Origin of the sequence: Actinosynnema sp. NPDC050436 (assembly GCF_040655415.1) — a bacterium.
In the GTDB taxonomy this organism is placed as follows: Bacteria; Actinomycetota; Actinomycetes; order Mycobacteriales; family Pseudonocardiaceae; genus Actinosynnema.
On record NZ_JBFAJV010000021.1, the window covers coordinates 82,018 to 96,407 of the forward strand.

Below are 14,390 nucleotides of genomic sequence, written 5' to 3' on the forward strand. Positions count from 1 at the left end.
CGCGGTCCGCAGGTTTCGCGCGGCCCACCAAGGCACCTGTGGTTGCATGGGCGCATCGCTCCGCACCGGTTGGAGCGCGTGCGTGCGCGCTACCGCCGGCACCGCGTCGAGCACGCGCGGCAGCGGTCAGCGCGCCGGGGACTAGCGGAGGGGCAGTGATGCAGCTACCCACCTGGGTGTGGTTGGCGACGGTGGGCGGGATCGCGCTGGTGATCACGCTCGACTTCTACCTGGTCGCGCGCAACCCGCGCGACCCGTCGTTCCGCGAGTCGCTCGTGTCGGTCTCGGTCTACGTCGGGCTGGCCGTGCTGTTCGGGCTGGGCGTGACGGTGTTCGCCGGACCGGACTTCGGCGGGCAGTTCTTCGCCGGGTGGATCACCGAGTACTCGCTCAGCGTCGACAACCTGTTCGTGTTCCTGCTCATCATGAGCCGGTTCGCGGTGCCGAAGCAGTACCGGCAGAAGGTGCTGATCGTCGGTGTGGTGATCGCCCTGGTGCTGCGCGCGGTGTTCATCGCGGTCGGCGCGGAGGCCATCTCGCGGTTCGACTGGCTGTTCTACGTGTTCGGCGCGTTCCTGGTGTTCACGGCGTGGAAGCTGCTGCGCCAGGACGAGCCGGAGGAGCCCGAGTTCAAGGAGAACGCGGCGCTGCGCGCGGTCAAGCGGGTGGTGCGCACGGCCCCGGCCTACGACGGCGCGCGGCTGACCACGGTGCTGGACGGGCGTCGGGTGGTGACGCCGATGCTGATCGTGATGGTCGCGGTCGGCACCACGGACCTGCTGTTCGCGGTCGACTCGATCCCGGCGATCTTCGGCCTGACCCGGGAGACCTACCTGGTGCTGACCGCCAACGCGTTCGCGCTGATGGGGCTGCGGCAGCTGTTCTTCCTGATCGGCGGGCTGCTGGACCGGCTGGTGCACCTGGCCAAGGGCCTCGCGGTGATCCTCGCGTTCATCGGGGTCAAGCTCGTGCTGGAGGCGCTGCACCACCACGGCGTCGACTGGGCGCCGGAGATCCCGATCCTGCTGTCGCTCGGCGTCATCCTGGTGGTGCTGCTGGTCACGACCGCCGCCAGCCTGATGACGTCGGCGCGGATGCGGTCGGAGGTCGCCGACTCCGACGGCCCCGACACCTGACGCCGGCAGACCGGCGGGGGTCAGTGGTCGCCGACGTCCCGGTACGCCTGGCGGGTGCGCTCGGTGTGCAGGGCCATGACCTGTCCGGCGGTGTCCGGGTCGTGGGCCGCGATGGCCTCGATCAGCTCGGCGTGCTCGGTCCACGCCTGCCGGCCCCGGACCAGCGACACCGGGGCGTAGTACCAGCGGACGCGGCGGTCGACGGTGGCGATCAGGTCGGCCAGCACCGCGTTGCCGGACAGGCCGGCGATGAACGCGTGCAGGGCCGCGTTCGCCGTGACCACGCCCTCCACGTCGTCGGCGGCCAGCGCCCGGACGCCGACCTCCTGGAGCCGTTCCAGCTCGGCCACGTCCTCGGCGGTCGCGCGCTCGGCGGCGAGCTTCGCCGAGTGGGCCTCCAGCACGCCGCGCACGCTGAGCAGCTGGTCGGCCTCCTCGTCGGAGGGGGTGTGCACGTACGCGCCCTGCGCCGGCCGGAGGTCGACCCAGCCCTCCGTCTGGAGGCGCTGCAGCGCCTCGCGGACCGGCTGCCTGCTCACCCCGAGGTGCTCCGCCAGGTCGATCTCCACCAGGTGCTGCCCCGGCTGGAGGGTCCGGTTCACGATCAGGTCCAGCAGCGCCTCGTAGACGGCCTGCCGCAGCGGGGCCGGCCGGGTGACCCGGCGGGCCGCTGCGCCGCCGAGGGAGTCGCGGGCGGTGCGGCGGGCAGCGGCACCCGCGCCGACTGGCGGTGACGGGGGCTGGCTCACTGGCCCTCCTTCGGCGAACGGACCGGCCGGGCCCGACCCGTGCGGTCGGTCCGGGTTGGGCCGACCCCGCCCCAGCGTCTCCCAGGTCCGGGCGCACCGCATCAAATGCGCCCGACCGACGACCGGCCGGGACCCGGCCGGGGCGTCCGGCGCGACCGTCCCCAGTGGACGGAACAGTCGCCGCGCCCCCCGGTGATCACGACGTGCCGGGCCGGTCAGCGGCCGAACTGGCGGAGCAGCTCGGTGACCGTGCGCGCGCCGCGCAGCAGGGCCTCCACGATGCGGCGCTCGTGCTCCGGGTCGAGCCGGCCCAGCGGGACGGAGCAGCTCATCGCGTCCAGCACCGGGGACCGGTGGGGCAGGGCCACCGCGAAGCAGCCCAGGCCGGGCGTGTTCTCCTCGCGCTCCCGCGCGTAGCCCGCCGCGCGGACCACGGCCAGCTGGGCGTGCAGCGCGGCCCGGTCCACGACCGTGCCCGGGGTCAGCGCGGCGAGCCGGGTGGGCAGGATCGCGTCCACCTCGGCCGGCCCGCGCGCGGCGAGCAGCGCCTTGCCCGACGACGTCGCGTGCGCGGGCAGCCTGCGGCCGACCCGGGAGACCACGCGCAGGTGGTGCTCGGACTCCCGGACGGCCAGGTGGACGACGTCCGAGCCGTCCAGCCGGGCCAGGTGGACCGTCTCGCCGACCTCGTGGTGGACCTGCTCCAGCACCCGGACCGCCACCTGGACCACCGGGTCGTGGTCGAGGTAGGCGGTGCCGACCAGCAACGCCCGCACGCCGATGCCGTAGGTGCCGCGCGAGGGGTCCAACTCGACCCAGCCCCGGGCCAGGAGCGTGCGCAGCAGCATGGACAGGCTCGACTTCGGGTAGCTCAGCTCGCGGTGCAGCTGGGTCAGCGTCAGCGGGCGGTCCGACGCGGACAGCGCTTCGAGCAGCTCCACCGTCCGGTCCGCCGACTTGACCGCGCTCGACCTGGCGGCGTTCGGCCGGGCGGGTGACGCGGGTCCGGTCACCTGTGCCTCCCACGGAGGTCGTCCGGCGACGCGCTCGGAGTCGACCTCGGGGCGATTCTGGCAGCCCGGCCGGCGGGGTGGGGCCGGTCGAGCGGTGCCGGCTCCTCGCAGGTGCTCGCGCGGCGGCCGTGCGGGGGAACGCCGCTCACCTGATCGGGTAACTGTGAAAAGGGCGGGGCAACCCGGCACCCGCGTCGTTCCGTCCTGTTCACATGAGAAGCCTGGGAACCGCGATCGGTGCCGGCGCGCTGCTGCTCACGCTCGTCGGCTGCGCATCGACTCAGCCCGCGCTCGACGCGGGCAACGGCGGCGGTCCGACGCTGACCACGTCGCCGTCCAGCCCACCCTCCTCGTCGGCGGAGGACCCGGAGTTCCAGAGCCCGGTGCCGCCCGGCGGCAAGGAGGTGCCGAAGGCGAAGCTCGACGCCACGGCCGTGCCCGAGGGGACACCCCGGACGGTGTGGACCGAGGGCGACGGCAGCACCTTGGGCCTGATCGGGCAGGAGGGCGGCTGCGGCAAGGCGAGCGTGGAGATCGCCGAGCAGTCCGCGCAAGCGGTCAAGGTGGTCCTCGTGGAGACCACGCCGAAGGACGCGGAGGTCTGCACCATGGACATCCGCTACCCGCCGCTGACCACCAAGCTGGACGCCCCGCTGGGCGAACGCCCGGTGGTGCTCACCATGCGGCAGGACCAGAAGTAACCTCCCCGGAAAACGCGACGCCCGGCCGCCCTCCCTGGCCGGGCGTCGCCCCGTGCGACCCCCTTGACGGCCGGCCCGGGTCCGGTCCTGTGCAACCCGCCGGGCCGGAAGTACCGTCCTGGGGCTATGCGGAACGTCCAGCTCGCGGTGGCCTTGGCGGCGCTCGTCCTGACCGGCTGCGCCGGCGGCGGCGATGCGGGAGGGCCACCGGGCACGGCCTCGTCGCCGCCCTCGACAACGTTGTCGACCTCGCCGAGCACCACCGGTCCCGGCGTCCCCGGCGGTACTCCGCCGCCCCAGTCCAGCGCCCCGCCGCTGCCCGGCGCGGCGAGCCGGGTCCCCGCCGAGCGGCTGGACGCGAGCGCCCTGTCCGACGCCTACCGGCGCGAGGCGTGGGTGTCCCCGGACGGGCGCACGCTCCAGGTCTTCAGCCTCGCCGGCGGCTGCAAGCGAGCGTCCGCCGAGGTGGTCGCGCAGGGCGCCGACCACGTGCAGGTGGCGCTGGTGACCACCTACTACCCGCCCAAGGACGGGGTGTGCACGGAGGAGTTGGTCAGCGTGCCGGTCGACGTCGAGCTGACCGCCCCGCTGGGCGCGCGGCGGCTGGTGCTGGAAGCCCGGGAACAGACCGCGTAGCCCTGTTCTAGCCTCGGCCAATGCCGATGCCGCCAGAGCTGCGCGAGAGCCTCGCCGACCCGGGATTCTGGGCCATGTACTCCTTCGAGTCCGACGACGAGTACTTCGACGAGGACGAGCACGTCGTCACGTTCCCGGTCGGCGGCGGGCACGCCCTGGACCTGTCGGTCGGCGACGGCTGCTTCGACCTCGGCGTGCGCTCGCCGGGTGACGACGAACCGGTGAGCATCGCCTGGGACGACGAGGCCCACCCGCACCCGCACGTGCTGCGCCGGGACGAACTGGACCTGGTGTGCCGGGCCGCCGCGCTGCTCGACCCCGACCTGCGCCACCCCGGCCCCGGCGTCGCGCTGCTGTCCCGCTTCCTGGTGCTCACCGACGACGTGGACGCGGCCCGCGCCGACCTGCGCGCGGCGCACGCGAGCCTGCTCGACCCCGGCACCGGGGACTTCCGCCCGGACCCGGACGAGCACGGCCCGGTCGACTTCCGGGGCCAGGGCGTGGTGTGGAGCCGGGACGAGGACGGCGACCACCGCGTCGACCAGGACGGGGACGCCGAGGTGACCTCTACAGCACCCGCACGTCCGACGAGGGGTCCGAGTTCCCGCACGACCGGTGGCGCGCGCTGCTCGACCACGCCCGGCGCACCCTGGCCGTCGACCCGGCCTGGACCGCCGCCGTGCCCCGGGACGCGAGCCCGGAGGGCACCGCACGGGCCCTGGCCGCCGCCGGCTGCGACCACCCGACCCTGCTGCGCGCGCTCACCGAACCGGTGCACCCCGCCGAGACGGCCTGGGTGCTGGAACTGCTCACCGGCCGGCCGCGCGACCTGCTGGCAGACGGCACCCGACCGGCGTGAACACCACCGGGGCCCCGGCGCGGGGCCCCGGTGGCCGCTACTTGCGGAAGCTGATCTGGAGGGTCGGCGCGGAGGTCTCGGCGAAGAAGTCGTTGCCCTTGTCGTCCACCACGACGAACGCCGGGAAGTCCTCCACCTCGATCCGCCACACCGCTTCCATGCCCAGTTCCGGGTATTCCAGCACCTCGACCTTGCGGATGCAGTCCTGCGCCAGCCGGGCCGCCGGGCCGCCGATCGAGCCCAGGTAGAAGCCGCCGTGCGTGCGGCAGGCGGCGGTGACCTGCGCCGACCGGTTGCCCTTGGCGAGCATCACCATCGAGCCGCCGGCCGCCTGGAACTGCTCCACGTAGGAGTCCATCCGGCCGGCCGTGGTCGGGCCGAAGGAGCCCGACGCGTACCCCTCGGGCGTCTTGGCCGGGCCGGCGTAGTACACCGGGTGGTCCTTGAGGTACTGCGGCATCTCGCCGCCCGCGTCGAGCAGGTCCTTGATCTTGGCGTGCGCGATGTCGCGGGCCACCACCAGCGGACCGGTCAGCGACACCCGGGTCTTGACGGGCAGTTCCGACAGCGCCCGGCGGATCTCGACCATCGGCCGGGTCAGGTCGATCCGGACCACCTCGTCGGACAGGTCCTCGCCCTCCACGTCGGGCAGGAACTGCGCGGGGTCGCGCTCCAACTGCTCCAGGAACACGCCCTCGGGCGTGATCTTCGCCTTGGCCTGGCGGTCCGCCGAGCACGACACGGCGATGCCGACCGGGCAGGACGCGCCGTGCCGGGGCAGCCGGATCACGCGCACGTCGTGGCAGAAGTACTTGCCGCCGAACTGCGCGCCGATGCCGAAGTTCCGGGTCAGCTCCAGCACCTGCCGCTCCAGGTCGACGTCCCGGAAGGCGTGGCCCAGCGGCGACCCCTCGGTGGGCAGGTCGTCCAGGTAGCGGGCGGAGGCGAGCTTGGCGACCTTGAGGTTCTGCTCGGCCGACAGCCCGCCCACGACCACGGCCAGGTGGTACGGCGGGCACGCGGCCGTGCCCAGCGAGCGCAGCTTCTCGTCCAGGAACCGGGCCAGCCGCGCCGGGTTCAGCAGCGCCTTGGTCTCCTGGTACAGGAACGTCTTGTTGGCCGACCCGCCGCCCTTGGCCATGAACAGGAACTCGTACTTCGGTTCCGTGCCGGGCGCGGCGAACAGCTCGACCTGCGCGGGCAGGTTGCTGCCGGTGTTCTTCTCGTCCCAGAAGGTGACCGGGGCCATCTGCGAGTACCGGAGGTTGAGCTCCTGGTACGCCTCGAAGATGCCGCGCGAGAGGGCTTCCTCGTCCGCGCCGCCGGTCAGCACCGACTCGGTGCGCTTGCCCATCACGATCGCGGTGCCGGTGTCCTGGCACATCGGCAGGACGCCGCCGGCCGAGATGCAGGCGTTGCGCAGCAGGTCCGTGGCGACGAACCGGTCGTTGCCGCTGGCCTCGGGGTCGTCCACGATCGCGCGCAGCTGGGCGAGGTGCGACGGGCGGAGCAGGTGCTGGATGTCCCGGATGGCCTCCTTGGCCAGCAGGGTGAGCACCGAGGGCTCGATCTGGAGGAACCGGCGTCCGGCGGCCTCCACCACGGACACGCCCTCCGGCGTGACCAGGCGGTACTCCGTGCGGGTGTCCTTGGCCAGCGGCAGGACGTCGGTGTGCTGGAACGTGGTGGTGGGCACTGCGGGCACGTCGCGGGCTCCCTTGCGCGCTTCGGGTTCCGCCGAACCTATACCGCGCGCCCCGCTCCGGTACCGCCGCGCCGGTGTGATTCGCGTCGTGCCGGCCGGAATGCCACCGCACCGATATCCCCGCGCGCCCGCACTCGCCGGAGAGCGCATTCGGGGCGGGGCACCGGCCGTTCTCCGGCGGGCAGCACGGCCGCCGGCATCGCGGCCCGCTGCGGAACCGCCCGCAACCGGAGCCGGAAACGCGGAAGGCCGGGCCGGCCCCCGACCGCCCCGACCTTCCTCAGCGTGCGACGACCTCCGCGGAATGGGGCGGAGGCGTCGCAAGGCTCGTGGTAACACGCGACCGTGCCGTGACTGGCGTCACAAGTCAACCCGGCCGAACGGGTGACAAGCCCGTTCGACCACCCGGTGGGCCCGGGATCAGCTCGCGTAGGCCCGCAACTTCGCCGCCCGCTCACCCTGCCGCAGCTTGGACATGACCTCGCGCTCGATCTGGCGCACCCGCTCGCGGGAGAGCCCGAACTGCTTGCCGATCTGGTCCAGGGTGCGCGGCTGCCCGTCCTCCAGGCCGTAGCGCAGCCGGATCACGGCCTGTTCGCGCTGCTCCAGCGTGGCCAGCACGCGGCGCAGGTCGTCCTGGAGCAGGCCGGAGATGACGGCGCTCTCCGCGTCGGTCGCGTCCGAGTCCTCGATGAAGTCGCCCAGCGGGGCGTCCTCCTCGGCGCCGACCGGCATGTCCAGGCTCACCGGGTCGCGCGCGTGGTCGAGCAGGTCCGAGACCTTCTCCGGGGTCAACCCGGACTCCCTGGCCAGCTCGTCGGTGGTCGCCTCGCGGCCAAGCTGCTGGTGCAGGTCGCGCTTGATCCGCGCGAGCTTGTTCACCTGCTCCACGAGGTGGACGGGCAGGCGGATGGTGCGGCCCTGGTCCGCCATTCCCCGGGTGATCGCCTGGCGGATCCACCACGTCGCATAGGTGGAGAACTTGAAACCCTTGGTGTAGTCGAACTTCTCGACCGCGCGGATCAGACCCAGGTTCCCTTCCTGGATGAGGTCCAACAGCGGCATTCCACGGCCGGTGTACCGCTTTGCGAGCGAAACGACCAAGCGCAGATTCGCTTCGAGGAGGTGGTTCTTTGCCACGTGGCCGTCGCGCACCAGGGCGCGCAGTTCCTCGCGGCGCGTCGGGGACGATCCGGTACCCGTCTCCAGCACGTGCTGCGCGAAGACCCCCGCCTCGATCCGCTTGGCGAGTTCCACTTCCTGGGCCGCGGTGAGCAGCGCTGTCTTGCCGATGCCGTTCAGGTAGACCCGAACCAGGTCGGCGGCCGGTCCCTGGGCGTCGAGGTCCAACTCGGCGCTCGTGGTGGTCATGTCGTTCCCGACCTCGCGGTCGAGGACCTTCGGGACGGTCATGGAACTCCCTCCCCCTTCGCGGGCTGGCAGTGCGGTCACGCGCCCCGCGCTGCGCTGCGCGGCGTTGCCATTCGGTCGCTGTCACTGGGGGAAACGTCCACCGGAGCTAAATGGTTCCCGTGTCCCCGATCTGGAGACGTCACTGCCGTCACAGCGGTTGCGCCGCGAATCCTGAGGATTGCCTGAGAAGGACCTAGAGTTCCACCAACACGGTGAACGGACCGTCGTTGGCACTGCGCACGGACATCATCGCGCCGAACCTCCCGGTTTCCACGCGAGCGCCTCTCCCGCGCAGTTCCCGGACCACCGCTCCGACCAACGGTTCGGCGTGCTCAGGTCGGGCGGCGGCCGTCCACGATGGACGCCGCCCCTTCCGCGTCTCGCCGTAGAGTGTGAACTGGCTCACCACCAGAAGGGGTGCTCCGGTCGTGGCGCACGACTGCTCGTCCCGCAGCACGCGCAACTCGTGCAGCTTCCGGGCCATCAGCGGGGCCTTGTCCGCCGTGTCGTCCACGTGGACGCCCAGCAGCACCAGCAGACCGGGCTCCGCGATCGCGCCGACCCGCTCACCGTCCACAGTCACCTCGGCCTCGGTGACGCGCGCCACGACCGCCCTCACACCGGCACGACCATGCCGTGCCGGACCAGCTCGCGGACCACCGGCAGCGCGGCGCGGCCGAGCGCGTCGGCGTCCACGTCCTGCGCGTAGGCGAGCAGCGCCACCAGGTCCTCCAGCGCCAGCGCGCCCCGGAAGCCGGCCAGCAACCGGGCCGCGACCTCGTCCAGCTCGTGCTGCCAGCCGGGCCCGTCGGTGCGGTGCAGCCGCCGCACGACCGCGTCCCACCCGTCCTCGGCCGGGGCGGAGACCTCCTCCAGGACAACGGTCTCCGGCACCGCGAACCGGGTCCGCAGCAGCGCGTCGTCGGAGTGCGCGCGCAGCCACGCGACCCGGTCCAGCCACGCCGAGGACTCCGGCCCCAGCGGGTCGTCGTAGGCGTGCCGCAGGTCCTCGCACACCACCTCGGGGTGCGCCACATCGGTGCGGCGCAAGGTGACGAAGCCGAACCCGACGCCCTCCACGCCGTTCTGGGCGAACCAGTCCAGCCACGCACCGGCCTTCGCCCGGCCCTCGGGGGAGCGCGGGTCGACGCCCGCGTCGCGCAGCCACGTGCCGACGTAGAGCGCCGGGTCGGCCACGTCCCGCTGCACGAACCACGCGTCCACGTTCTTCGGCAGCCACCCGGAGACCCGGTCCGCCCAGTCCTCGCCCCGCCGGTGCACCCAGGAGGCCAGCAGTTGGCCGACGCCGCCCTCGTTCAGGAACGCCGGGAGCTGCCGGACGACCAGCGCGCTCGCGTCGTCGCCGCCCAGGCCGGAATCGCGGTAGACGTAGTCCACCCGGGGCGGGCCCACCACGAACGGCGGGTTGCACACGACCTGGTCGAACGTCCGGTTGCGCAGCGGCGCGAACCACTCGCCCCGCCGCAGCTCCACGTCGACCTCGTTGAGCCGGAACGTGGCCTGCGCCAGCCGCAGCGCGCGCTCGGACAGGTCGGTCGCGGTGATCCGCTCCGCGTGGCGGGACGCGTGCAGCGCCTGCACCCCGCACCCGGTGCCCAGGTCGAGCAGCGCGCCCACCGGCCGCCGCGAGGTGGCCCGCGCCAGGCTGATCGACGCGTGGCCGACCCCCAGCACGTGGTCCGCCGGCACCGGCCCGCCGCGCAGGTCGGCGTCGAGGTCGGCGACCACCCACCACGAGCCCGTGTCGTCACCGTGGGGCCGCACGTCCAGCGCGGCCCGCAACCGGTCGCCGTCCGGTGCCAGCAGCCCGGCCCCGACCGCGTCCGCCACGTCGAGGTCGCCGAGCGCACCGGCCACCGCGCCGGGCTCCTCGGCGTCACCGAGCAGGAACAGCCGGATCAACGTGCCGAGCCCGCCCGCGTCCCGGCTGGCCCGCCGCGCGGCCTCCGGTTCACCGCGCCCCAGCGCGGCGTGCGCCTGCGGCCCGAGGACGTCCACGACCCCGTCGGCGTCGTACCGGGCGTTCAGGAATGCCCCGCGCAGCCGCGCGGTCAGCTCAGTGGAGAGATCAGGAAGCACCGCCGAATCCTCCCGCGCCCCCGATCCCCCTGCCGCCCGACCCCTACCGCCCACCCGCCCCACTCGCCCGCCGCCTGCCCGGCTGCCCGGCTGCCGCTTGCTCGCCACCGCTCGCCCCACCGGCCCGCCCGTCAGCCCGCCGGTCGGACTCGCCACCGGGTCGACTGCGCGGCTCCCGTGCCCGGCTGCCGCTCGTGCGCGGTCAGTCGTGGTAGCGGCCGACGGCGAGGGCGATCGCCATGGCCAGCCGCTGGTCCGGGTCGTCCAGCGGCAGGGTCGTCACCTCGGCCATCTTCTGCATCCGGTACCGCAGCGTGTTCGGGTGCACCGACAGCGCCCGCGCCGCCTCCCGGGCGTCGCCCTGCGCCGCCAGCCACGCCCGCAGCGTCGTCGCGTACTGGGTGCCGAACTCCCGGTCGTGGCGCACCAGGTCGGCCACCGGTCCGCGCGCGGGCAGCCGGCCCGTCTCCGCCACCGTCGCCAACCGCCGGAGCAGCACCTTCGCCCACGCCGCGTCGTAGACCACCGACTCGCCGGCGGACAGCGCCAGGCACTCGTCGGCCTCGTTGCGCGAGGCGGGGAGCTGCCCGGCGTCGGCCCGCCCGCCGATCCCGGCCTCGACCAGCGCTTCGGCGGGCATCTCGCGGATCAGCGCGCGCACCCACTCCAGCGCGTTCGACGGGTCCTCCCCGCAGGGCAGCACGGTGTAGAGCACGTTGCCGAACAACGCGCTGCGGCCCGGCCGCGACCAGCCGAAACCCGCCGTGGCGCGCTCGAACGCGAGCAGCGCCGCGCCGTGCTCACCGTCGCCCGCGTGCGCCTGGACGGCGATCACCCGCAGGTCCGTCGCGGGCAGCCCGAGCCGGGTCAGGTGCGCGGGCACCCCCTCCTCCAGGGCGGTGATCACCAGGTCTGCCTCGGCCTGCCGCTCCAGGTCGGCGCTCGCCCGCGCCCGCAGCAGGTGCAGCGCGGCCGTGCGCGCACCGTCCTGGAGCGCCGCGTGCCGGTCGGTGTCGACGTCGGTGTCGACCTCCACCCACACCGACCCGAGCAGCTCCCGCCCCGCCCGGACCGCGACCACCAGCCGCCCGCCGAGCTGCTCGGTGAGCTTGGGGACGAACATCGGCTCATCGGAGCGGGCGAGGTGGGTGAACACGCCGTACCGGTCCAGCGCCTGCCGCGCCGAGTCGGGCACCCGGCGGCCCAGGATCGTCTGCACCCGGACCTGGTCCACGTCCTGCTGCCGGTAGGAGTAGGCGAGCACGCGGGACTGCTGGTCCTCGATGGTGACCGGCCCGCCGACCACCGCCGCGATCGCGTCGGCCACCGCGAACAGGTCGCCCGACCCCTTGCGCTGACCGCCCAGCACGACGGTCTGCGCCACGTTGGCGAGCTGGCCCCACGGCACGGACGGGTCCACCAGCAGCACCGCCGCGCCGGACCGCTTGGCGGCGGCGACCACCCGTTCGTCCAGCGGCGGGGCCCCGTGCAGGACGACGGCGGCGGCGTTGGTGGAGGACACCAGCCGGGCGGCGGCGGCGGGGGAGGGCACGCCCAGGCCCAGCAGCACGTCGTCCGGGGACGCGGCGTTGGGCTCGGTCGGGTCGTGCAGCGCGACACCGCGCAGCTCCACGTCACGCCCTCGCGGCGCGCAGCTCAGGTGCGTGCCCAGGCTGCCGAGCACGTCCACGAGGCGATCAAGGGCCACCACGGACGGATCGTACGGTCACCGGGCCGCCGATGCGGCGGATACCGCAATCGGCCCCCGTTCCGACACCCCCGCGCGGGTGTCGACCGTCACCTGTTGCGAATCCCTCACCCGGCAGGTGTCGCGGAAAACCGGGGAGTGGGACGATGGAGGCATGGTGGACCACGAGCGCGACGGCACACCGGTGCTCATCACCGATGCGGCTCTGTCCTACGAAGAACAGGTCGCCGCGCGCAAGCGCAAGTACGCGATCATGATGGGCGCGCGGATCCCGTGCCTGATCCTCGCAATGGTCTTCTACCAGACGTGGTGGTTGGCGCTGGCCTTCATCGTGCTGTCGGTGCCGCTGCCGTGGATGGCGGTGCTCATCGCGAACGACCGCCCGCCCCGCAAGGCGGAGCAGGCGAGCCGCTACGTCAAGGAGCACCGCGCCCTGGAAACCGGCACCCGCCAGGTCATCGAGGGCTAGCCCCCGCGTCACCCGGCCCGCGACACCCGCCGGCGTCACCCGGCCGGCGCGACCGAGGCACCGGCGGCCGGGATCTCGCCGCCGGGCACGCCGGTCGTCACCGCAGAGCGCGCCGGCCCACCTTCACGGCTGCGCGCCCACGGCGGAGACCGCGCGGGCCGCTGCCGCCACCCCTCCCGCCAGGGCGTCCAGCCGGGAGCCCCCGGCCAGCCGCGCGGCCAGCAGGCCGGCGTCGAACGCGTCCCCGGCCCCGGTCGAGTCCACGCAGGTGACCGGCAGGGCGTCGACCGACACGACCCCGTCCCGGTCGACCCAGCTCGCCCCGGCCGCGCCGGAGGTCACCGCCACCGCGCCCACCACGTCCAGCAGCGCGGCGGCCGACGCGGGCTCGGCGGAGCCGGTCAACGCGACCAGCTCCTCCGCGTTGGGCAGCAGCAGGTCCACCCCGCGCACGTCGTCCAGGAACCCGTCGTGGATCAGCGCGGCCGACTGCGGGTCGACCGACGTGGTCAGCCCGGCCCCCCGCGCCGCCCGCAGCACGGCCAGGCCGGCGGGCCGCGAGGTCGCGTCCAGCAGCACGTAGCCCGACAGGTGCAGGTGACGCGCGCCGGCCAGGATCGCCGGGTCCAGGTCGGCGGGGGAGAACCGCGCGTTGGCGCCCCGGTCGGGCAGCATCGTCCGCTGGCCGGTGTCGTCCACCAGGACGACCACGCAGCAGGTCGCCGCCTCCGGGTCGACGGCGAACGCGCACCGCACGCCCGCAGCGGTCAGCTCGGCGTGCACCTGGCGGCCGGCCGAGTCCGCGCCCACCCGCGCCACCAGCGTCGGCGTCGCACCGCAGGCGGCCAGCCACACCGCCGTGTTCGCGCCGGCACCGCCGGGCTCGATGGTCACCGAGGCCCGCGAGTCGCCGCCGTGCACGATCGGACCGGAGTGCCGGGCGACCACGTCCAGCCCGGCGTCCCCGACCACGACGATCCCGGTCACCCGCACAGCTCCACGGCGACCTGGGAGGCCAGCAGGGCGTTCGACACCACCAGCGCTTCGTTGGCGTCGAGGCTGACCCCACCGCTCGCGGTGTGGAAGTGCTCCAGCAGCGCGGGCGTCACGTCCTTGCCCTGCACGTCCCGGGTGGCCGCCAGGCCCTCGGCCAGCAGCCGGTCGTGCAGGTCGAGGTCCATCTCGAACTCGGCCGGGATCGGGTTGGCCAGCAGCACGCCGGACGTGCCCGGCACGGAACCCCGGTGCGCGGCCACGACCGCCGCCGCCTGCGCCGCCGTGTCGACCCGCCACGGCACGCCGTACCCGGACGACCGCCGGTAGAACGCCGGGAACGACGAGGTGCCGAACCCGAGCACCGGCACGGACCGGGTCTCCAGCAGTTCCAGCGTGGCCCCGATGTCCAGGATCGACTTCACCCCGGAGCACACCACCAGCACCGGCGTGGTGGCCAGCACGTCGAGGTCGGCGGACACGTCCCAGGTCTCCCGCGCGCCCCGGTGCACGCCGCCGAGGCCGCCGGTGGCGAACACGCCGACGCCCGCCGCGTGCGCGAGCGCAGCCGTGGACGCCACGGTCGTCGCGCCGTCCACGCCCAGCGCGAACGCCGCGCCGAGGTCCCGGCGGGACAGCTTCACCAGGGCGTTGGCCGGGTCGCACACGCGGTCCAGCTCGGCGTCGGACAGCCCGACCTTGGCCACACCGCCCAGCACGGCGACCGTCGCGGGCACCGCCCCCGCGCCCCGGACGACCTCCTCCAGCCGCGCGGCGACCTCCCGGTTGCGGCCGGGCGGCAGCCCGTGGGACAGGATCGTGGACTCCAGCGCGACCACGGGCCGGTTCCCGGCCAGGGCGTCGCGCACCTCCTCGGTGATGCTCGGCGTACTCACGAGGGGCCATCA

Annotated in this window: 14 protein-coding genes; 5 read left to right on the forward strand and 9 right to left on the reverse strand. The window is 74.0% G+C overall.

All coding sequences use genetic code 11. The features are described from left to right. Positions 1-158: 158 nt before the first annotated feature. Positions 159-1,136: a TerC family protein gene (locus AB0I60_RS34260; protein ID WP_360737536.1), complete on the forward strand. Its 978-nt coding sequence runs from the start codon at positions 159-161 to the stop codon at positions 1,134-1,136. A 20-nt stretch (positions 1,137-1,156) separates the two neighbouring features. Here the strand turns inward: AB0I60_RS34260 and AB0I60_RS34265 are convergent, their stop codons facing one another. Both AB0I60_RS34265 and AB0I60_RS34270 read right to left on the reverse strand, forming a co-directional pair. After that, positions 1,157-1,885 (reverse strand): GntR family transcriptional regulator, encoded by a 729-nt coding sequence (locus tag AB0I60_RS34265; protein ID WP_360737539.1) that lies wholly within the window; start codon positions 1,883-1,885, stop codon positions 1,157-1,159. A 215-nt stretch (positions 1,886-2,100) separates the two neighbouring features. Beyond that, entirely contained in the window at positions 2,101-2,898 is a 798-nt protein-coding gene (locus AB0I60_RS34270; RefSeq protein WP_360737541.1) for an IclR family transcriptional regulator, read from the reverse strand. A gap of 212 nt (positions 2,899-3,110) precedes the next feature. Here AB0I60_RS34270 and AB0I60_RS34275 point away from each other — a divergent pair, with 212 nt between their 5' ends. The 3 genes from AB0I60_RS34275 to AB0I60_RS34285 all read left to right on the forward strand — a co-directional run bounded on the left by AB0I60_RS34275 (position 3,111) and on the right by AB0I60_RS34285 (position 5,094). Next, positions 3,111-3,599, forward strand: a complete 489-nt coding sequence (locus AB0I60_RS34275) for a hypothetical protein (protein ID WP_360737543.1) — start codon at positions 3,111-3,113, stop codon at positions 3,597-3,599. 126 nt (positions 3,600-3,725) lie between these two features. Then, positions 3,726-4,235, forward strand: a complete 510-nt coding sequence (locus AB0I60_RS34280) for a hypothetical protein (protein ID WP_360737546.1) — start codon at positions 3,726-3,728, stop codon at positions 4,233-4,235. 505 nt (positions 4,236-4,740) lie between these two features. After that, complete coding sequence (locus AB0I60_RS34285) at positions 4,741-5,094, forward strand: hypothetical protein (protein WP_360737549.1); 354 nt, start codon at positions 4,741-4,743, stop codon at positions 5,092-5,094. 37 nt (positions 5,095-5,131) lie between these two features. Here the strand turns inward: AB0I60_RS34285 and AB0I60_RS34290 are convergent, their stop codons facing one another. From AB0I60_RS34290 to AB0I60_RS34310, 5 genes are all read right to left on the reverse strand, one after another. Beyond that, positions 5,132-6,799, reverse strand: a complete 1,668-nt coding sequence (locus tag AB0I60_RS34290; protein ID WP_360737552.1) for a fumarate hydratase — start codon at positions 6,797-6,799, stop codon at positions 5,132-5,134. A gap of 420 nt (positions 6,800-7,219) precedes the next feature. Then, positions 7,220-8,170, reverse strand: coding sequence for a sigma-70 family RNA polymerase sigma factor (locus AB0I60_RS34295; protein WP_360737652.1), 951 nt, complete (start codon positions 8,168-8,170; stop codon positions 7,220-7,222). Positions 8,171-8,405: 235 nt separating this feature from the next. Beyond that, positions 8,406-8,831 carry a D-aminoacyl-tRNA deacylase gene (gene dtd, locus AB0I60_RS34300; protein ID WP_360737555.1) on the reverse strand — a complete coding sequence of 142 codons (426 nt, stop codon included), beginning with the start codon at positions 8,829-8,831 and terminating at the stop codon, positions 8,406-8,408. After that, positions 8,828-10,312, reverse strand: coding sequence for a methyltransferase (locus tag AB0I60_RS34305; RefSeq protein ID WP_360737557.1), 1,485 nt, complete (start codon positions 10,310-10,312; stop codon positions 8,828-8,830). Before AB0I60_RS34305 ends, dtd begins: the two co-directional genes overlap by 4 nt. Before the next feature lie 202 nt (positions 10,313-10,514). Next, the gene (locus tag AB0I60_RS34310; RefSeq protein ID WP_360737560.1) at positions 10,515-12,023 is read right to left on the reverse strand and encodes a helix-turn-helix domain-containing protein; all 1,509 of its coding nucleotides are present in this window, start codon (positions 12,021-12,023) and stop codon (positions 10,515-10,517) included. A gap of 151 nt (positions 12,024-12,174) precedes the next feature. On the opposite strand from AB0I60_RS34310, the gene AB0I60_RS34315 reads away from it, so the two are divergent. Continuing rightward, positions 12,175-12,489, forward strand: a complete 315-nt coding sequence (locus AB0I60_RS34315) for a DUF3099 domain-containing protein (protein ID WP_360737562.1) — start codon at positions 12,175-12,177, stop codon at positions 12,487-12,489. Positions 12,490-12,612: 123 nt separating this feature from the next. Here the strand turns inward: AB0I60_RS34315 and AB0I60_RS34320 are convergent, their stop codons facing one another. Together AB0I60_RS34320 and AB0I60_RS34325 are read right to left on the reverse strand one after the other, a co-directional pair. Continuing rightward, the gene (locus AB0I60_RS34320) at positions 12,613-13,476 is read right to left on the reverse strand and encodes a sugar kinase (RefSeq protein ID WP_360737564.1); all 864 of its coding nucleotides are present in this window, start codon (positions 13,474-13,476) and stop codon (positions 12,613-12,615) included. After that, positions 13,473-14,378: a pseudouridine-5'-phosphate glycosidase gene (locus AB0I60_RS34325; RefSeq protein ID WP_360737566.1), complete on the reverse strand. Its 906-nt coding sequence runs from the start codon at positions 14,376-14,378 to the stop codon at positions 13,473-13,475. Before AB0I60_RS34325 ends, AB0I60_RS34320 begins: the two co-directional genes overlap by 4 nt. Positions 14,379-14,390: the final 12 nt, after the last annotated feature.